The sequence below is a fragment of the Myxococcales bacterium genome (genome assembly GCA_016717005.1).
Taxonomy (GTDB): Bacteria; Myxococcota_A; Polyangia; order Haliangiales; family Haliangiaceae; genus UBA2376.
This window is the reverse complement of record JADJUF010000037.1, coordinates 556,327-574,206: the sequence shown is the minus strand read 5'-3', so window position 1 is coordinate 574,206 and position 17,880 is coordinate 556,327. Positions and strand designations below refer to the sequence as shown.

Sequence of the window (17,880 nt, the reverse complement as noted above, 5' to 3'; positions counted from 1 at the left end):
CCCGCCTACGCCCGAGGTCCGGCGTCGGTCAGCGCGTCGTCGAGGTCGACCGCGCGCCGGCCCGGCGCGCCGGTGGACCGCCCGCGCCGCGGCGCGCGATCGCGACCCGCGCCCGCGTCACGGACCCCAGCAGACGTCGTCGACCGCCGAGGACGCCGACAGCGTCATGATCCCGGACAGGCCGGCGCCGGTCAGCGTCGTGGTCCCCATCGCCGAGCTCTCGTAGACGCCGTCGCGGGCGGCGTCGACGCGCAGGGTCACGGTGGTCCCATTGACGCACGCCTCGACGGCCGGCGTGGTGCCCCAGGCGCCCGAGATCGAGGGCGTGAGGCTGGTGACGGCGGGGTACTGGTAGATGTAGCCGGTGTTCCAGGTGCCCGAGTTGGTGTTGTCCTGCACCAGCGCGACGATGTAGTTCATGGGCGGGGTCCAGCGCAGGATGGCGCCCGCCGACGCGATCGTCCCGGCCCCGCTGTAGACCGCGGTGAAGCGCACGCAGCCGTCGGTCTGCGTGCTGTTGTCCATCGTGATGTGGCGGCTGTAGATCGTGCCGGAGGTGCCGGTGCTGTCGCGCAGCAGCCCGCCGCTGACGACCCAGTCGCCCGCGCGCTCGGTCCAGCCCGGGATCGTCGTCGTGTTGCCGATCGAGAAGCTGTCGCACATCCCGGCGGCGAACGTCGCCGTGACCGTGACCGCCGCGGTGATCGTCGTCGCGCAGGTGCCGGTGCCGCTGCAGCCGCCGCCCGACCAGCCGCTGAACACCGCGCCGCCGCTGGGGGTCGCGGTGAGCACGACCGCGGTGCCGTAGTTGAAGCTGGCCGCGCAGGTCGCGCCGCAGTTGATGCCGGCGGGCGACGACGTCGCGGTGGCGTCGAGCTGACCGCCGGGGCCGCGGTGAGCGTGACCATCGTGCCGAAGTTGTAGGGCTCGGAGCAGTCGGCCCCGCAGTTGATGCCGGCGGGCGTCGAGGTCACGGTGCCGGTGCCGGTGCCGGCGCGCGCGACCGTGAGCGTGAGGACGTTGAGCGTGAAGGTCGCGGTGATCGTGGTGTCGGCGGTGAGCCCGATCGAGCACGCGCCGGTGCCGGAGCAGCCGCCGCCCGACCAGCCGGCGAACGTCGAGCCGGTCGCGGGGGTCGCCGTGAGCACCACGCTGGTGCCGGACGGGTAGACCTCGGTGCAGTCGGCGCCGCAGTTGATCCCGGCGGGCGTCGACGTCACGGTGCCGGCGCCGTTGCCGGCCCGGGTCACGGCGAGCGTCGGGTTGTTGGTGAACGTCGCCGAGACCGCGGTCGCCGCGGTCATCGTGACGACGCACGTGCCGGTGCCGGTGCAGCCGCCGCCCGACCAGCCCGCGAACGTCGAGCCGACCGCCGCGGTCGCGGTCAGCGTGACGGTCGTGCCGAGGTCGTAGTTCTCGGTGCAGTCGGCCCCGCACGTGATGCCGGCCGGCGCCGACGTGACGATGCCCGAGCCGGCGCCGGCGTTGACCACGGTGAGCACGACCTGGTTCAGGCCGAACGTCGCGGTGACCGCCACCGCGGCAGTGAGCGTGACCACACAGGTGCCGGTGCCGGAGCAGCCGCCGCCGGACCAGCCCATGAACGTCGAGCCGGCGCCCGGCGCCGCGGTCAGCGTGACGACCGTGCCCGACGCGTAGACCTCGTCGCAGTCCGCGCCACAGGTGATGCCCGCCGGGGTCGACGTCACCGAGCCGGTGCCGTTGCCCGCCAGCGTGACCATCAGCGAGTTGTCGAGGGCGAACGCCGCGGTGACCGTGACCGCGGCGGTGACGGTGACCTCGCAGGCCCCGGTGCCGGAGCAGCCGCCGCCGGTCCAGCCCATGAACGTCGAGCCGGCCGCCGGCGCGGCCGTCAGCGCGACGACGGTCCCCTCATCGTAGGTTTCGGTGCAGTCGGCGCCGCAGCTGATGCCCGCTGGCGCCGAGGTGATCGTGCCGGCGCCGTTGCCGCTGGTGGCGGCGGTCAGCGTGAAGGTCGGCGTGGGTGGAGCGTCGATCGGCGAACCGCCGCCGACCTCGCCGCAGGCCACGACGGCAGTGAGAACGACGAGCCCGAGCAGCGAAGCGAGGCGAGACATGGAACCCCCGATAGGTGAATACGCCATCGTACACCACGCCGCGCCGAGACTGTCGCCCGCCGAGGCCGCGCGCAGCGGCCCGGCCGGATCGACTGCCGGTCAGTCCTCGCGGCGCTCGCGGGTCTTGCGCTGGGCGTCGTCCCAGTCGGTGCGGTGGCGCTCGATCGTGTCGCGCTCGGCGCGCGCGGTGGCGGCGGCGCCGCGGGCGGCGGCGGTGGTCGTGCGGCGCTCGGCCAGCGCGGCGGCCGCGCTGGTCTGCGCGGCGCGGGCGCGGTCGAGGTCGCGCCGCAGCCGCGCGGCGTAGGCGTCGCGCTGGGCCAGCGCCCACGCCGGCCGGGGGCCGGCGAGCGCGCCCGCGGCGGCGATCGCGGCCTGCAGCCGCGCGACCGCGGCGGCGGTGCCGGCCAGCGCGGCCTCGGCCTCGACCTCGTCGGCCAGCGCGCTCGCCAGATCGCGCACGCGCTCGGTCGCGACCTCGGCGCGCAGCTCGCCGACCCGAGCCAGCGGATAGCGGGGCGAGGCCACGCCCCAGCTTGGCAGGTTTCGGCGCGCCGGTCGCGGGTCAGCCGCCGGCGGGTGGCGCCGGCGGAACTTCGGCCGGCGGCGGCGCGCCTGGGTCGCCGGCCGGCGCGGTCAGGCGATGGGCCTCGGCCTGCCACACCAGCAGGTCGCGGTGCGCGCGCCACCACGCGGCGCGGGCGGCGTCGTCGGTGGCGGCCGGGTCGATCGCGACGTGGGCGTGGAGCGCGTCGGCGGCGTCGCGCCGGGCCGCGCGCGGGGCGCCGTCGTCGGTCGCGATCTGGATCAGCACGTCGCCGGCGCGCCGGAGCTCGTCGTCGTGGCCGGCGACGGCCAGATCGAAGCCGGCCATCGCCAGCGCCACCGCGAGGTCGGGCTCCTCCTCGCGCGCGGCCGCGTCGACCAGCGCCGGCACGACGCTGGCGTCGCCGAGCGCGCGCAGCGCCCGGATCACGCCCTCGCGCAGGTTGTCGTCGGGCTCGACCCCCGGGCCCAGGCGCGCGGCCAGGGGCGCCGCGGCCTCGACCGCCTTGACCTCGACCAAGAGGGTGGTCGCGGCGTCGCGCACGACCGGGTCGGCGTCGCTCACCATCGGCAGCACCAGCGGGATCCAGCGGGTCCGCTCGTCGGGGAAGTTCCGGAAGCTGACCATCGCCTGGCGCATGTGGGTCGGATCGCCCGAGCGCGCGAACTCGACCGCGGCGGCCAGCTCGTCGGTCCGCTGCGGCTTGCGGAACATCAGCGTGCCGCCCAGGAACGCCGCGAACACCACCGCCAGGCCCACCACCTGCAACACCGCGCGGCCGGCGAACCCGCGCGCCCGCAGGAACAGGAACACGCCCAGGATCACGAGCGCGGCCGCGAACAGGCACACGATCGTCGGGCCGGGATCGAGCTGCGACGCCCGCGCGGTCTCGAGCCCGACCAGGCTGATCACGCCGGCGAAGATCCAGCCGAAGATCAGCCGGGCCCGCACCGACTCGAACAGGAACGCCGCCGCGACCGCCGGGATGACCAGGTACGCGAACACCGGCAGCACGCCCAGCACCGACACCGACTGGGTGATCAGCACGCCGAACAGCAGGTAGAAGACGAAGTCCCACGCCCGGATCGACATGCCGGCGGCCTCGGCCGCGGCCGGGTCGGCGCTGATCCGCATCAGCCGCCGGTGCAGGATCAGGAACACCGCGCCGACCAGCGCGCAGGTGATCACCAGCTTGGTCAGGATCGCCGGGGTCACCAGCGCGACCCGGCCGGCGATCAGCTCCTTGAGCGCCTCGGTGCCGAGCGCGAACCGATCGGCCAGCACCAGGCCGCCGGCGGTGGCGGTGACGTAGATGATGCCGATCAGCGCCTCGTGCGGCACCCGCTCGTTGCGGGTCCGGGTGATCGAGAAGATCAGCGCGCCGACCGCGGTGAACGCCAGCGAGTAGAGCGTGACCGCGAGGGTCTCGGTCTCGTGGTCGTAGCCCATCAGGATCGCCCACATCACGCCGAGCGCGGCGATCTGCGCCAGCGCCAGGTCGACGAAGATGACCTTGCGCTCGACCACGTGCATGCCGAGGTAGACCAGGATCCCCGACACCGCCAGGCACGCCAGCAGCGGCAGGCCGTTGATCGAGATCAGCTGATCGAGGTAGCCCACGGCCGGCCTACTTCGCCGCCGCGAGGACGCGCGTGATCAGCGTGTCGATCAGCGCGAAGTAGTCGCCGGTGCCAGGCGCGCCGCCGACGTCGATCGGGCTCGACACGACCTTGGCGCCGGTCTTGCCGGCGATGAACGCGCCGTCCTTGCTCGGGTAGATCGGGTCGACGAACAGCACCTTGACGCCGTCGGCCTGGACCTTCTTGATCAGCCGCGCCAGGTAGTCCTGCGACGGCGGGATGCCGGGCTTCTCCTCGATCTCGCCGTCGATCGTGATGCCGAACCGGTCGCAGAAGTAGATCCAGGTCTTGTGGTAGGTGACGATCTTCAGGCCGCGCAGCGGCTCGGCCCGCTTGAGCCAGCCGCCGAGCTTGGCGTACGTGCCCTTGGTCTTCAGGTAGTCGACCAGCTCGTTGCGGCGTGACAGCCGCTCGAGCTTGCTGGCGCCGTACTCCTCGACCAGGGCGCGGCCGTAGAGCGCGTCGTCGAGCTTGACCTGGAACGCCTTGAGGTTGGCGGCGTAGGTGGCGGCGCCGTCGGGGTCGACCCGGGTGAGGCCGGCCGCGATGTTGGCCGCGAGCTGCTTGGCGTTGACCGGATCGAGCCAGACGTGCGGGTTGCCCTGCGGGTGGATGTCGCCCCACGACTTCGACAAGGTCGTCGGCAGCTCCTTGGTCGTGATGCCATCGGACGCGACCACGCGCCCGGGCTGGCCGAGCTGGATGCCCGGGTTGCCCGAGGCGTCGGTGACCGCCGACGCCCAGCCGTCGAGGCCGAGGCCCAGCTCGACGAACATGCGCGCGTTCTTGGCCGCGACCTTGTAGGTCGGCTTGGCGACGAGCGTGTGCGGATCCTGGTTGGGCTTGGCCAGCGCGCTGACCGCGACCCGGTCGCCGCCGATCTCCTTGGTGACCGCGGCCAGGACGTTGAGCGTGGTGACCACCGTGACCTTCTTGGGGCCGGCGGCGGCGGGGGTGGCGGTGTGCGCGAGCGCGACGAGCGCGGTCGCGAGGATGACGAGGATGGTGCGCATGGGGAGGCTCCGAATCAGCGGTTGACCCAGTAGGGTTCGGTGGGGTGCGAGCCGAAGACCACGTTCACCTCGGTGATGAACGAGTTGATGCCGTCGTCGGCGGGGACGTCGCTCCAGCGGTGCTCGTAGCCGGCCCGGAAGCGGAGGAACTCGGACGTGTAGTAGCTGAGGTACCCGGCCGCGACCTTGGTCGTGATCGACGCGTCGCCCACGTCCTGGGCCAGGTCGAAGCGCGCGCCCAGGTAGGTGTGCCAGGACAGCTGGACCTGGCCGAACGCGTACCCGGCCAGCGGCTTGGTCCGGGCCTCGGTGCCGTCGTCGCGGGTGAACCGGCGGTCGGCCATCATCAGCTCACCGCCGAGGACGACGCTGTGGAACTCGCCGGCCGCGACCGGCTTCCACTTGTAGAGCAGGTCGACGCCGTAGAGCCGGGCCTCGTGGTCGCCGCGCTCGAGGTACGCCGACGCGCCCAGGTTGACGTCGTGGGCGTCGGCGACGGTGAAGAACAAGTTGTAATGGCCGAGGTAGCCGAGGTGGTGGTGCTCGTCGGCGCCGATGCCGCTGATCGCGACCGCGCCGCCGTCGACGACGTCGGCGTTGACCTCCATCACCGCGCCCGGGATGACCTCCGGCAGGATGACCTCGGCGTCGACGCCGACCGGGTTCCAGCCGCCCTCGAACAGCTCGCCGTGCTCGTTGCCGAGGAACCGGCTGATCGGCAGCGGCCGCGTGGTCCACGGCAGGTCGTGCATGTGGATGCGGTTGACCAGGCCGAACGGCGCGCGGTAGCGCCCGACCTTGAGCTTGAGCCCGAGCGGCGCCGACTCGAGCACCGGCAGGCGCTTGATGACGACGTAGCCCGCCTCGAGGTCGACGCCGAAGCCATCGGCCAGCTCGTTCTCGAGCGACAGGATCGCGACCGCGTCGGCGAACGGATCGACCGCGGCCCGGAGCTCGACCTCGAGCGTGCGCATGAACAGGCGGTCGTCGACGCGATCGCCGTTGGGCGTGTAGACCGGGCGGTCGTCGAACCGGGCCGCGCCGTTCAAGAACGCGGTGATCTGCGGGTTGAGCGCGGTGAGCGACGTCGGCGGCTTGCTCGCGGCGACGCGCTCGCGCAGGTCGACGAGCTCGGACCGGAGGTCCTCGTTCTCGCCCTGGACGTCCTCGAGGTCGGCGGCGAGCGCGTCGACCTTGGCCGCCAGCGCCGCCGGATCGTCGGTCGCCGTCGGGGTGGGAGGGGGTGGCGGAGGCTCCGCCGGGGGTGTCTGGGCCACGGCCGGGGTCACCCCGGCCAGGATCAGCCACGCGAACGTGATCGAGACGTGTGAGACGCGCACGCGCGCTCCTGGAGATATGCAGCGGTGCCGCAGGTCCGGGCGGACGCGCGGCGGGAGCCGGGACGGACCCGGCGCGCACCTGAGCTGGCAGGCGGCCGCGCGCTCCGCGGGCCGCGGCTACGCCGGCGGCGAGGTCTTGGGGGCGCTGCGGTAGACGCCGCGCCCGAGGGTCACCCGGGCGTTGCCGTCGAGCGCGACGATCGTGGCCGTGGTCGGGCGCGTGGTCACCGCGACGCGGCGCGGGCTCACGGTCTGGGTCGGCGCGGCGCAGGCGAGGCCGCAGTGCGAGTGCCCGGGGCCGGCGTCGGCGGGGCCCGGCCGACCGCGCACGCCGACGCCATCGGCGGCGTGGTCGTCGACCGTCAGCGCCGCGCTGGCGCTCTGGTGCCGGTCGACCAGCTCGCCGTGCTCGGCGCAGCGGACGTGGCGGGTCGTGGCCTGGTGGTACAGCTCGAGGCCGCCGGCCAGCAGGAGCGCCAGCGCCGAGCACAGCGCCACCACGCGCACGCCGAGCCCGGCGCGGAGCGCCTGGCGGAGGTGCGGTGCAGGACGAGCGAGCGCCACGGTCAGCCCGCTCAAGCTAGCCCAGCCGCGCGGCCGAGACAACTACGGGCTGTGATCCGGCGCCCGAAACGGACGACGTGCCAGAGCTGCTACAGTCGCGCGGATGGTCCAGGGCGGCACCTCCGCGCCGATCGAGCGCTACGTCGTGCTCGAGTTCCTGTCCGAGGGTGGGATGGGGGCGATCTACCTGGGCAAGAAGCTGGGCGCGGGCGGGTTCGAGAAGGAGGTCGTGCTCAAGCAGCTCCTGCCCGAGTTCACGCAGCAACCCGAGTTCATCGACCTGTTCCTGCGCGAGGCCCGGCTGTCGGCGACCCTCGACCACGCCAACATCATCCACACGATCGACCTGGTCACCGCCGGGCCCGAGCACTTCATCGTCATGGAGTTCCTCGACGGCGCCGACCTGCGGACCCTCGCGAAGCGCGCCAAGCGCCGCCGCGCCAAGCTGGGCCCGGCCGCCGGCATCTACGTCGCCCGCGAGGTGTTGTCGGCGCTGGCCTACGCCCACAGCAAGGCCGGGCCCGACGGCGCGCCGCTGCGCCTGATCCACCGCGACGTGTCGCCGTCGAACATCCTGGTGTCGCGCAACGGCGAGGTGAAGCTGACCGACTTCGGCATCGCCAAGGCCGCGACCCACACGTCGATCTTCTACAAGGTGAAGGGGAAGATCGGCTACATGTCGCCCGAGCAGGCCAAGGGCGACCCGCTCGATCACCGCAGCGACCTGTACTCGCTGGCGGTGTGCCTGTACGAGCTCCTGACCGGCGAGCGCCTGTTCGTCGCGGCTGGCCTGACCACCTCGGCCGAGGAGATCTACTCGCAGCCGGTCGAGCTGCCGTCGCGCAAGGTCGCGGGCCTGCCGCCCGAGCTCGACAAGGTCATGCTCAAGGCCCTCGCGATCGACGCCAACGCCCGCTACCAGACCGCCGGCGAGTTCCAGGAGGCGCTGCTCCGGTGCGCCCACCGCAACAGCCTCATGATCTCGGCGCCCGAGCTGGCCACCCACCTGCGCCAGGTGTGCGGGCCGCCCGAGGAGTGGCGCGACGTCGGCGAGCAGATCGGCGGCCACACCGCGCAGCTCGGCGGCGCCGGCACCGAGGTCTACGACGCCGCCAGCGGGGTCGAGGTCCAGGAGGGCACCGAGCAGCTCGACGCCCGCGGCTTCGACGACGACGACGGCGGCCTCGACGATCTCGTCGGCGCGCTGGCCGCGGCCCGGAGCGACGGCGGGCGCCGCGATCGCAACGATCGCAGCGGGCTCGTCGATCTCGGGCGGCTCAAGCGGCTCGAGCTGACGTCGATGGTCAACATCGCCGAGCTCGAGCAGCGCGGCGCCAAGCCCCTGGTCGACTGGGGCGACCTGTCGGCGCGGCTCGACAGCGAGCCGGGCGCGGCCCCGCTCCGGGCCAACACCGCCACGCCCCTGCCGCTGGCCGAGCGCCAGCCGGTGCCGGCGCGGCGCGAGGCGCGGCTCGAGGCGCCGCCCCCGCGCGCGGGCCGCGATCGGCTGATCTCGGCGCCGCCGCCGGCCGAGCCGAACCGGCGGCGCTGGCTCATGCCGGTCATCATCGGCGCGGCGCTGCTGGTCGCGGCGGCGGTGGCCGGGGCGATCATCGCGTCGGGGCCCGGCGTGGCGGCGGTGCCCGCCGGCGGGGCCGCGCCGCAGGTCGACGGTGGCGCGGACGCCGCGGCGAGCGCGGACGCTGGCGCCGACGGACCGTGATCGCGATCGAGCGGCCAGCCGGCATGGACATGTGGCGCCGGCGGGCGCTACCATCTCGGGCACCCGCTTCATGACGAAGGACCGGTCCAACGTCACCGCTCTGCTCGACGACGTTCCGTCGTTTTCACGGCAGAACCGAGGCGGCATCTTCTTGGTCATCAAGGGGCCCGACCGCGGCGAGTCGGTGCGCCTGACCGAGCGCTCGGTCGCGTTCGGGAGCGCGCCCAGCTGCGAGCTGTGCCTGTCGGACAAGACCGTGTCGCGCAAGCACCTCGTGGCCGAGCTGGTCGGCGACGAGGTCCTGATGATCGATCAAGGTTCGACCAACGGCACGTTCATCGGCGACTCGCGCTTCGAGAAGATCTCGATCGGGTTCGGGGCCGAGGTCAAGCTCGGCCGCACCGTCATCAAGTTCCTCCCGGACGAGGAGGTCGTCGAGCCCGAGCCGTCGGCCGAGACCGCGTTCGGGTCGATCGTCGGCGCCGACACCAAGATGCGGCAGCTGTTCCACCTGCTGACCGACGTCGCGGCCACCAACGCGACCGTGCTGATCGAGGGCGAGACCGGCACCGGCAAGGAGCTGATCGCCGAGGCGTTGCACAACCACTCGCCGCGCGCGACGGGCCGTTCGTGGTGTTCGACTGCGGCTCGGTGCCGCGCGAGCTGATCGAGTCGATGCTGTTCGGGCACGTCAAGGGCTCGTTCACCGGCGCGATCACCGACCGCAAGGGCGCCTTCGCCGAGGCCCACGGCGGCACGATCTTCCTCGACGAGATCGGCGAGATGGCGCTCGACCTGCAGCCGTCGCTCCTGCGCGTGCTCGACAAGCGCGCGGTCCGCAAGGTCGGCTCGAACGTCTACGAGAAGATCGACGTCCGGGTCGTGGCCGCGACCAACCGCGATCTGCGGGCCGAGGTCGCCAAGAAGGCGTTCCGCGAGGACCTGTACTACCGGCTCGCGGTCATCCGCGTGAGCGTGCCGCCGCTGCGCGAGCGCGGCGCCGACATCCCGCTCCTGGTCGGGCACTTCATGCAGTCGTTCGGGCCGCAGCTCACGTGCGCGCAGGACGACATGGCCAAGCTGGTGCGGCACTCGTGGCCGGGCAACGTGCGCGAGCTGCGCAACGCGATCGAGCGCGCGTGCCTGCTGTCGCGCAACGGCAACGTCAACATCGAGGACGCGCTCCTGGGCCAGGAGGCGGCGCCGGCGCTGGGCATCCGCACCGACCTGCCGTTCAAGGAGGCCAAGGGCCAGCTGGTCGAGATGTTCGAGCGCGAGTACATCGAGGACCTGATGCGCCGGCACAAGATGAACCTGTCGGCCGCGGCCCGCGAGGCCCAGATCGATCGCAAGCACCTGCGCGAGCTGATCCGCAAGTACGCGCTCGATCCGCGGGCCAAGCTCGACGACGACGCCGACGAGGAGTAGGCCGGGCGACCGGCCTCTCGCCGCGCGGGCTCAATCCATCTTGATGCGGGTCGAGCGGCTGATCTGGACCACGCGCACCGACGACGAGCGCCGGGTCTCGGTCAGCAGGTCGTAGACCTCGACGGTGTGGGTGCCGAGATCGACCGGCACCCGCTCGGTCGGGCACAGCTCGCCGGTCGGTTCGCCGTCGATGAACACGTAGTAGCGGCGCTTGGCCTTGCAGCGCACCTTGATGCCGCCGCGGCCGGTGCGCGGCGCCAGCGCGGTCAGCGCCGCGTCGTGGACGCCGCTGCCGTCGATCGTGGCGAGGTACAGGTCGTGACCGGGCGCGAACACCGCGAGCGCGTGCTCGTCGGCGGTGGCCGCCAGGGTCAGCGGCGTGACGCCCTGATCGGCGCCATCGAGGTAGACCATGGCGCCCGGTGGCGTCGACGTGATCACGACCTTGTCGCTCGGGGGCGGCGGGACGCCGGCGGCGGCGTCGGCGGCGGCGGCGTCGGGCGGGGGCGCCGCGGCCGCGGCATCGGGCGGGGGCGGCGCGAGGGCGATCACGGCGCCGTCGACCGGGGCCGTCGGCGCGATCGCGATCGCGTCGGCGTCCGGGCCCGGCGCGCCGGCGTCGACGCGCGCGACGGTGGGCCCGGGGTCGGGCGTGGCCGACCCGCGCTCGCGGGTCGCCACGAGCGCCGCACCGCCGCCGGCGATCGCCACCAGCGCGACCGCCGCGATCGCCCACGGTCGCCGGCGGCGGGCCGGTGGCGCGGCCACGCGCAGCGGCGGCGGGCCGGTCATGGGCACCATCGCCATCGGCGGGTGGGACGACTGCGGCCGCGCGCGCGGCGGCGGCTCGCCCATCGGCGGCGGCAGCGTCGGCGGCGGCAGCGTCGTCGGCGGCGGCTGGGACGGCGGGGCGACGCGCGGTGGCGGCGCCGGGGCGACGCGCGGCGGCGCCAGCATCGGGGCCGGCCCGCGCAGGAGCTGGACCGGCTCGGTCGGGGGCCACAGCGGCTCGATCCGCGGCGCGGTCTCGTCGCCGATCGACAGCTCGACGTGGCTCGGCGCGCCGTCGCGCGCGCGCGTGATCTCGTCGCCGGGCTCGGTCGGTGGCACCCGGAGCGGCGGTACGGCGCCGGCGCGGAACGGGCGCGCCGGCAGCGGCGGGGGCGTCGGCGGGGGCGTCGGCGGGGCGCTCGTCGGCGGCGGCAGCGGCAACGCGCCGACGTTGCCGCGCTGCGGCATCGGCACCGAGAAGTTGAGCGCGCCCGAGAGCTGCTGCTCGTTGAGGCGGGTCAGGTGCTCGGTCGCGGTGCGCACGCGCGTGGCCAGGTCCTGGCGGCTGCCGCTCAGCGGCGACAGCCGCAGCGCCGCGTCGAGCGCGTCGGCCAGCGACCGCGCGTCGGGGAACCGCTCGAACGGCGAGCGCGCGAGGCAGCGATCGATCACGCGCGCGATCGGCCGCGGCAGCTCGAGCTGGGCCGGGCGGCCCGACACGATCGCGTGCTCGATCTCGGCCGCGGATCCACCGACGAACGGTCGCACGCCGCTGACCAGCTCGTACGCGATCACGCCGAGCGCGAACACGTCGGCCGCCGCGGCGACCGCCTCACCGAGCAGCTGCTCCGGCGCCAGGTACGGGATCCGCGCGACCAGCGTCTCGTCGGCCGCGGGCCGCGGCCCCAACCGGCACGAGATGATGCCGAAGTCGGTGACCTTGACGTCGCCGTCGAGGGTGGCGATCAGGTTGGTCGGGCACAGCCCGCCGTGGCTGACCCCGCGGCCGTGGGCGTAGCCGATCGCCCGCGCCGCGGCCGAGACCAGCGCCAGCGCCGCGCCGGCGGGGACGCGATCGCGATCGTTGGCGGCCATCTCGGCGAGGCGGCCGATGTCGAGCCCGACCACCAGCTCGGTGGCCGTGAAGGTCGAGCCGCTCGCGACGCCGAGCTCGGCGAGCCGCGCGATGCGCGGGTGATCGAGCCCGCCGTACGTGCGCGTGGCCTGCTGGAGCCGGGCGTTGGCCTCGGGCCGCGCCAGCACGGTCGGGTAGAACCGCTTGATCGCGAACTGCCGCTCCATCCCCGCGACGCCGACCACCTTCGCGCGGAACACCTCGCCGCACGGACCCGCGCCGATGGGTTCGACGAGGTGATAACGGCCTAGCCGTCGGCCAGTGGGCGCGACCACCTATCGGAATGTACCGCAGAAGTGAGGCGTGAGGGTCGGTCCCGACGTCCCGACGGCCCCCGTCGACGCGGTCGAGCGCGGGCGCTGAAAACTGGCCCCACGGGCCGAACCCTGGCACGCCAGAACTATGGCGAAGCGCACCCCTCGACAGGAACTGCGGGCCAACGCGACCCGTGCACCCTACCGTCGTGCCAAGGCGTCGACGGCGGCACCCCCGGTCAACCTCGATCTACCGATGCCGGCGCCGCCGGCCTCGCCGGTCGCGAGCGCGCCGGTCGTCGCGCCGACCTCCGTCGCGCGGGTGACACCCGTGACACCCGAGACTCCGGTTGCCCCGCCGGTCGCCGTGGCGCCGACGCCCCTGGAGCCGCCGATGGTGGTGGCCCCGCCCCCGGTCGCGGTCCTGGCCCACGCCGACCAGCCCGACTGGGTCGCGGTCGCGCAGAGCGCCCTGGGCTTCGCGGACGCGGCGTTGACCTACCTGCCGACCCCCGATGAGATCGTCCATCGCGCCCCCTCCGCGCCCGAGCCGCCGCCTGGCCGAGCGCCCCGCGGCGATGCCCGATCCATGCGCAGTGACTCGCAATTCTCGCTCATCTACCGGTCCGGCTCATCCGTCGTGACGCGGCGCGGCAAGCTCGGCGAGCACGGCGTCTGGAGCGTGGTCGAGTACCCCGGATCTGCCCAGGCGGCGCACGCGTACGCGGTGGAATGTTCTAGACTCATCGAACAGGGCTTCCACGACGTCCCGTAGCCGATGCTGCATGAGCGCCGCCGAATGAGCGATCGAGACGACCCGTCCCAGCGCCGGAAGCTCGCCAACCTGCGCGAGAGCGCCCGGGCGGCGGTGCAGCGGTCGTCGTGGGTCGCGCGCTGGATCGGCGAGGCGCCGTCGCGCTGGCTCGGGCGCCGCAGCGTCGTCGGCCAGGATCTGGTCGGCGGCGCCGACGGCCTCGCGTACCTGCGCGGCCTCGCGCGCGGCAATCGCGTGCGCCGGCAGGAGAACTTCAGCGAGCTCGATCCCGGCGCGCCGCCGGTGTTGCTGATCCACGGCTTCCTCGGCACCCGCGGCTCGATGTACCTCCTCGAGAAGCGGCTGCGCGACGACGGCTTCATGGTGATCTCGTTCAACATCGGCGCCGTCAACACCCGCGACATCCGGCGCTCGGCGTTCCTCATCCGCACCAAGGTCGAGCGGATCCTGGCCGGCTCGCCGTGGCAGAAGATCGACATCCTCGGCCACTCGATGGGCGGCCTGATCGGCCTGTACTACGCCAAGAAGCTCGGCGGCGCGGCGCGCATCCGCAAGCTGATCATGATGGGCACGCCGGTGCAGGGCACGTGGGTCGCGCTGGCCGGCATCGCGACCCTGGGGCTGTGGTCGACGTCGTCGTGGCAGCTCCTGCCGCGCAGCCGGTTCCTCGACGAGCTCGCGGCCGGGCCCATGCCGCCGGGGCTCGAGGCGTACACGCTGGCGGCGGCCCGCGACTGGGTCGTCCCGCTGCGCCGGACCAAGGTGCAGGGCTCGACGCCGGTGACGGTGCCGCTCGGGCACTCGAGCCTGGTCGTGTCCGAGGACGTCTATCACCGGGTCTCGACCATCCTGCGCCCGCCGGCCGATCCTGATTCGCCCATCGACCCGCTCGAGGAGCCGTGAGCGCGCGCTTGTTTCCTGTCGCCGACTTGCGCTCGACGCCGACCTCGAACTACAATTTTCCTGATGCAGCGTAACGGTTTGGTAGCCAGACCGAGCGCGCGCCCGCCCCATGACTGAACGGCCACGCTTCGCGCTTCGTTTCATCTCCGGCAAGTACCAGGGGGGAGAGTTCCCCCTGCGCGTCAACCGCGAGATCATCATCGGCCGGTCCAGTGATCTGGACATGGTGCTGGTCGAGGACATGGTCTCCCGGCGCCACGCCAAGATCACGACCACCGAGAACGACATCCTGATCCAGGACGTCGGCTCCACCAACGGCACCTTCGTCAACGGCGAGAAGATCGCCGGGCGCGCGCGGCTGACCGAGGGCGACCGCATCCTGGTCGGCACCTCGATCATCAAGGTCGTGCAGGTCAGCGAGCAGGCCGCCGCCCCGACCGAGGCCGAGGCCCGCCGCAAGCTCGAGGCCGGCGCCGCCCGCCAGAGCTCGACCGCCGGCCGGCCGATGTCGGGCGTGATCGAGGAGATCCCGCTGCCCGACCTGCTGCAGCTGCTGTCGACCAGCCGCAAGTCGGGCGTGCTGTCGATCGGCTCGAGCGGCGGCGTCGGCAAGATCTACCTGCGCAAGGGCCAGCTCTACTTCGCCGCGATCAACGACGACTTCGCGCTGTCGCCGCAGAAGGCGATCTACCGGATGCTGACCTGGCAGACCGGCACGTTCGAGCTCGAGCCGTCGGTCGAGATCCAGGTGATGGAGGAGATCCAGGAGTCGACCGAGGCGCTGCTCATGGAGGGCGTGCGCCAGCTCGACGAGATCAACAACGTCGCCCACCTGCTGCCGCCGCCGGGCTCGCCGCTCGCGGTGCCGACGCCGCTGGCCGGCCGCCTGCGCGACCTGACGCCGGCCGAGCTCGACACGTTCCAGCTCGTGCTCGACCACGGCCAGCTGCAGAAGGTGCTCGATCACTACCCGGGCACCGATCTCGACTGCGCGAACACGCTGGTCGCGCTGATCAAGCGCGAATTCGTCGTCGTGCCGTGACGTCGCGCGGTGACGTCGCGCGGTGATGTCGCGCCTCTGATCTGACGACGCGCGGTGATGTCGCGCGCCCCTGACGACGGGCCCTGACGACACGCCTGGGCTCGCGTCGCGCGCTGCTGGGTGCCCGACCTTCGGCACCGGCGGCCAGGTCGTCCCTCGCACGACTCCAGTGACGACGCCCCGCTCGCGCCGACCGGGCGCGGGCCGTCAGGGGACGGGTCAGCGGCGGCGCACGACGCGGACGATCAGGACGATCGGGATCAGCGCGGCCAGGACCGCGAGCAGCAAGAGCGCGATGGTGCCGAGGATCGCGGCCTTGAGCGAGTAGCGGCCGTCGTCGCGGGCCAGCGCGTCGATCACCATCGTCGCCGGCCAGGCCTGGGCGAGCGCGAGGATGACCCCGAGCACCGCCGGGATCCCGATGACCGCCGCGGCCGTCCGCTGCAGGCGCTGGAGCGCGGCCGGATCGGGGGCGGGGCGCGGCGGCGTCACCGCAGCCACGCGCCGGTCGAGGTGCGCGGGTCGTCGGTGGCGGCCCCGGTGCTGACCGTGCCGGCGGGCTCGAACAGCAGCACCCAGACCTCGTCGACGGCGACCGGCAGGTGGCGCACGCCGCGCGGGATGATCGTGAGCTGGCCCGGGCCGAGCGTGAGGTCGCCGTCGTCGAGCCGGATGACCAGCGTGCCGCGCACCACCAGGAACAGCTCGTCGGCGTCGGCGTGGTCGTGCCACACGAACTCGCCGGCCAGGCGCGCCAGCTTGACGTGCTGGCCGTTGAGCGCGCCGACGATGCGCGGGCTCCAGGGCTCGGCGATCTGCGCGAACGCGGCCGCGAGATCGACGACGGCGGCCGCGGTCACAGCGACAGCTCGAGGCCCTCGGCCGCGGGCACCAGCTCGATCGCGGCGCCGCCGTGGCCGTCGAGGTAGGCGCGGCACGCGGCGCACAGCGCGTCGACGTCGGCGTCGCTGTAGTCCTGGTCGTAGTGGAACGTGACCAGGCGCCGGGCGCCGGCGGCGATCGCGGCGTCGGCGGCCTGCTCGTACGACGAGAAGCCGCGGGCCTGGCGGTGGACCTGGTCGGCCGGCGTGTAGGTGGTGTCGTGGAGCAGCGCGTCGGCGCCGCGGTAGAGCGCCCGCACCTCCGGCGTCGGGCCGTCGGGGCCGTAGCCGACGTCGGACGCGTAGACGAAGCTGCGGCCGCCCTCGTCGATCCGGAACGCGAGCGCGGTCGTCGTGCCGTGGGGGTTGGGCTGGGCGGTCACGCGCAGGTCGCCGATCTCGAACGGCTCGCCCGGCACCACCGCGCGCACGTCGATCGACGCGCCCAGGTTCTTGAGCGTGTACAGCGGCGAGAAGTTCGGGTTCATCTGGCCCTCGAGGATGCCCTCGAGCATCGCCGACGATCGGCCGTGGCCGTGCAGCGCGAACTGGTTGCCGGGGATGAACACCGGCGCGAAGAAGCCCAGGCCCTGGATGTGATCCCAGTGGGCGTGCGACAGCAAGATCGTCGCGCGGCCGCCGCCCTTGCCGAACGCGGACGGCAAGAGGTGGTTGCCCAGGTGCATCAGCCCGGTGCCCATGTCGATGATCACCAGCTCGCCGCCGGCCGAGGTCACCGACACGCACGAGGTGTTGCCGCCGTAGCGGTTGGTCTCGGGGCCGGGCGCCGGGATCGAGCCGCGCACGCCCCAGAACCGGATCTTCATGGGCCGACCCCGTCGTCGTCACCGAGGACCAGCTCGAGGCCCTCGTAGGCGGCGATCACCTCGAACGCGTCGCCGTGGCTCTTCACCGCCCACCGCGCCGCCAGCAGGATCGCGTCCTGGGCCTCGTCGGAGCGCATCGGCGCGTGGTGGTACAGGCACAGCTTCTTGACCTTGGCCTCGCGCGCGATCGCGATCGCGTCATCGGGCGTCGAGTGGCCCCAGTGCGGCCGCAGCTTGTACTCGTCGATCGTGAACTGGGTGTCGTAGATGAGCAGGTCGGCGCCCCGGCACAGCGCCACCAGCGACGCGCGCATCGCCGCCAGCTTGTCGGCGACGGCGCGCGGCAGCGGCTCGCCGGTCGGCGGCTTCGAGATGAACTCGTGCTCGAGCAAGATGTCCGAGAACGGCGCGGTGTCGGAGCAGTACACGACCGCGGCGCCGTCGCAGTCGAGCCGGTACGCCATCGCGATCCACGGGTGGTTGAGCTGGGTGCAGGTGACCAGGGTCTTGTCGATCGCGAACCGGTTGCCCTCGACCAGCTCGTGGAACTCGATCGAGGCCTCGAGCGCCGACAGCGGCACCGGGAAGTACGGGTCCTCGGTCTGGGACGCGAACACCGCCTGGAGGTGGGTGTCGCCGCGCTGGCGCGCGAACACGTGCATCTTGTTGCCGGCCCGGTACAGCGGCGAGAAGAACGGCATCCCCTGGATGTGGTCCCAGTGGGTGTGGCTGATCAGGATGTGGGCCGTGCCCGAGCCGTCGCCGAAGCGCTCGTCCATCAGCGCCTTGCCCAGGCGGCGGATGCCGGTGCCGGCGTCGATGATGATCGGCCAGGCGCCCCGCGGACGCACCTCGACACACGACGTGTTACCGCCGTAGCGATTGGTGCTGGGTCCCGGCACGGGAATGGAGCCGCGAACGCCCCAAAATCGGACTTTCAT

The 17,880-nt window shown here is 73.2% G+C and carries 19 protein-coding genes and 1 pseudogene; 9 read left to right on the top strand and 11 right to left on the bottom strand.

All coding sequences use genetic code 11. From position 1 onward, the window contains the following. Nucleotides 1-117: 117 nt before the first annotated feature. A complete protein-coding gene (locus tag IPL61_26055; protein ID MBK9034688.1) occupies nucleotides 118-792 on the bottom strand; it encodes a hypothetical protein in 675 nt (224 codons plus the stop codon). A gap of 159 nt (nucleotides 793-951) precedes the next feature. On the opposite strand from IPL61_26055, the gene IPL61_26050 reads away from it, so the two are divergent. From IPL61_26050 to IPL61_26035, 4 genes are all read left to right on the top strand, one after another. Then, complete coding sequence (locus IPL61_26050; GenBank protein ID MBK9034687.1) at nucleotides 952-1,170, top strand: hypothetical protein; 219 nt, start codon at nucleotides 952-954, stop codon at nucleotides 1,168-1,170. A 6-nt stretch (nucleotides 1,171-1,176) separates the two neighbouring features. Beyond that, nucleotides 1,177-1,413 carry a hypothetical protein gene (locus IPL61_26045; protein MBK9034686.1) on the top strand — a complete coding sequence of 79 codons (237 nt, stop codon included), beginning with the start codon at nucleotides 1,177-1,179 and terminating at the stop codon, nucleotides 1,411-1,413. Nucleotides 1,414-1,419: 6 nt separating this feature from the next. Continuing rightward, nucleotides 1,420-1,659 carry a hypothetical protein gene (locus tag IPL61_26040; GenBank protein ID MBK9034685.1) on the top strand — a complete coding sequence of 80 codons (240 nt, stop codon included), beginning with the start codon at nucleotides 1,420-1,422 and terminating at the stop codon, nucleotides 1,657-1,659. A gap of 90 nt (nucleotides 1,660-1,749) precedes the next feature. Further along, nucleotides 1,750-1,902: a hypothetical protein gene (locus IPL61_26035; protein MBK9034684.1), complete on the top strand. Its 153-nt coding sequence runs from the start codon at nucleotides 1,750-1,752 to the stop codon at nucleotides 1,900-1,902. Between the two features lie 296 nt (nucleotides 1,903-2,198). On the opposite strand, the gene IPL61_26030 is transcribed toward IPL61_26035, so the two are convergent. The 5 genes from IPL61_26030 to IPL61_26010 all read right to left on the bottom strand — a co-directional run bounded on the left by IPL61_26030 (nucleotide 2,199) and on the right by IPL61_26010 (nucleotide 7,200). Further along, on the bottom strand, nucleotides 2,199-2,624 hold the full coding sequence (locus IPL61_26030) for a hypothetical protein (GenBank protein MBK9034683.1): 426 nt from the start codon (nucleotides 2,622-2,624) through the stop codon (nucleotides 2,199-2,201). A 37-nt stretch (nucleotides 2,625-2,661) separates the two neighbouring features. Then, entirely contained in the window at nucleotides 2,662-4,263 is a 1,602-nt protein-coding gene (locus tag IPL61_26025) for a metal ABC transporter permease (GenBank protein ID MBK9034682.1), read from the bottom strand. Between the two features lie 7 nt (nucleotides 4,264-4,270). Further along, complete coding sequence (locus tag IPL61_26020; GenBank protein ID MBK9034681.1) at nucleotides 4,271-5,296, bottom strand: zinc ABC transporter substrate-binding protein; 1,026 nt, start codon at nucleotides 5,294-5,296, stop codon at nucleotides 4,271-4,273. A 14-nt stretch (nucleotides 5,297-5,310) separates the two neighbouring features. Beyond that, nucleotides 5,311-6,636: a hypothetical protein gene (locus tag IPL61_26015; protein ID MBK9034680.1), complete on the bottom strand. Its 1,326-nt coding sequence runs from the start codon at nucleotides 6,634-6,636 to the stop codon at nucleotides 5,311-5,313. 117 nt (nucleotides 6,637-6,753) lie between these two features. Then, entirely contained in the window at nucleotides 6,754-7,200 is a 447-nt protein-coding gene (locus IPL61_26010) for a hypothetical protein (protein ID MBK9034679.1), read from the bottom strand. A gap of 103 nt (nucleotides 7,201-7,303) precedes the next feature. Between IPL61_26010 and IPL61_26005 the strand changes: the two genes are divergently transcribed. Further along, on the top strand, nucleotides 7,304-8,923 hold the full coding sequence (locus tag IPL61_26005; protein MBK9034678.1) for a serine/threonine protein kinase: 1,620 nt from the start codon (nucleotides 7,304-7,306) through the stop codon (nucleotides 8,921-8,923). 70 nt (nucleotides 8,924-8,993) lie between these two features. Next, nucleotides 8,994-10,351 (top strand): annotated as a pseudogene (locus IPL61_26000) (sigma 54-interacting transcriptional regulator). Nucleotides 10,352-10,381: 30 nt separating this feature from the next. On the opposite strand, the gene IPL61_25995 reads toward IPL61_26000, so the two are convergent. After that, nucleotides 10,382-12,532, bottom strand: a complete 2,151-nt coding sequence (locus IPL61_25995; GenBank protein MBK9034677.1) for a protein kinase — start codon at nucleotides 12,530-12,532, stop codon at nucleotides 10,382-10,384. A 127-nt stretch (nucleotides 12,533-12,659) separates the two neighbouring features. Between IPL61_25995 and IPL61_25990 the strand changes: the two genes are divergently transcribed. The 3 genes from IPL61_25990 (at nucleotide 12,660) to IPL61_25980 (ending at nucleotide 15,231) form a co-directional block, all read left to right on the top strand. Next, nucleotides 12,660-13,286 (top strand): hypothetical protein, encoded by a 627-nt coding sequence (locus IPL61_25990; protein MBK9034676.1) that lies wholly within the window; start codon nucleotides 12,660-12,662, stop codon nucleotides 13,284-13,286. Nucleotides 13,287-13,310: 24 nt separating this feature from the next. Beyond that, entirely contained in the window at nucleotides 13,311-14,189 is an 879-nt protein-coding gene (locus IPL61_25985; GenBank protein MBK9034675.1) for an alpha/beta fold hydrolase, read from the top strand. Nucleotides 14,190-14,298: 109 nt separating this feature from the next. Further along, nucleotides 14,299-15,231: a DUF4388 domain-containing protein gene (locus tag IPL61_25980; protein MBK9034674.1), complete on the top strand. Its 933-nt coding sequence runs from the start codon at nucleotides 14,299-14,301 to the stop codon at nucleotides 15,229-15,231. Between the two features lie 219 nt (nucleotides 15,232-15,450). On the opposite strand, the gene IPL61_25975 is transcribed toward IPL61_25980, so the two are convergent. The 4 genes from IPL61_25975 to IPL61_25960 are packed head-to-tail and all read right to left on the bottom strand — an operon-like array spanning nucleotide 15,451 to nucleotide 17,790. Next, on the bottom strand, nucleotides 15,451-15,732 hold the full coding sequence (locus tag IPL61_25975; protein MBK9034673.1) for a hypothetical protein: 282 nt from the start codon (nucleotides 15,730-15,732) through the stop codon (nucleotides 15,451-15,453). Then, a complete protein-coding gene (locus IPL61_25970; GenBank protein ID MBK9034672.1) occupies nucleotides 15,720-16,091 on the bottom strand; it encodes a cupin domain-containing protein in 372 nt (123 codons plus the stop codon). The genes IPL61_25975 and IPL61_25970 overlap by 13 nt, the downstream gene beginning before the upstream one ends. After that, entirely contained in the window at nucleotides 16,088-16,939 is an 852-nt protein-coding gene (locus IPL61_25965) for an MBL fold metallo-hydrolase (protein MBK9034671.1), read from the bottom strand. Before IPL61_25965 ends, IPL61_25970 begins: the two co-directional genes overlap by 4 nt. Then, nucleotides 16,936-17,790, bottom strand: a complete 855-nt coding sequence (locus IPL61_25960) for an MBL fold metallo-hydrolase (GenBank protein ID MBK9034670.1) — start codon at nucleotides 17,788-17,790, stop codon at nucleotides 16,936-16,938. Before IPL61_25960 ends, IPL61_25965 begins: the two co-directional genes overlap by 4 nt. Between the last annotated feature and the right edge of the window lie 90 nt (nucleotides 17,791-17,880).

Coding starts and splice junctions, on each gene's coding strand:
- IPL61_26050 (MBK9034687.1), top strand. CDS start 952: ATGCCGGCGGGCGTCGAGGTCACGGTGCCGGTGCCGGTGCCGGCGCGC.
- IPL61_26020 (MBK9034681.1), bottom strand. CDS start 5,296: ATGCGCACCATCCTCGTCATCCTCGCGACCGCGCTCGTCGCGCTCGCG.
- IPL61_26005 (MBK9034678.1), top strand. CDS start 7,304: ATGGTCCAGGGCGGCACCTCCGCGCCGATCGAGCGCTACGTCGTGCTC.
- IPL61_25990 (MBK9034676.1), top strand. CDS start 12,660: ATGGCGAAGCGCACCCCTCGACAGGAACTGCGGGCCAACGCGACCCGT.
- IPL61_25985 (MBK9034675.1), top strand. CDS start 13,311: ATGAGCGATCGAGACGACCCGTCCCAGCGCCGGAAGCTCGCCAACCTG.
- IPL61_25980 (MBK9034674.1), top strand. CDS start 14,299: ATGACTGAACGGCCACGCTTCGCGCTTCGTTTCATCTCCGGCAAGTAC.
- IPL61_25965 (MBK9034671.1), bottom strand. CDS start 16,939: ATGAAGATCCGGTTCTGGGGCGTGCGCGGCTCGATCCCGGCGCCCGGC.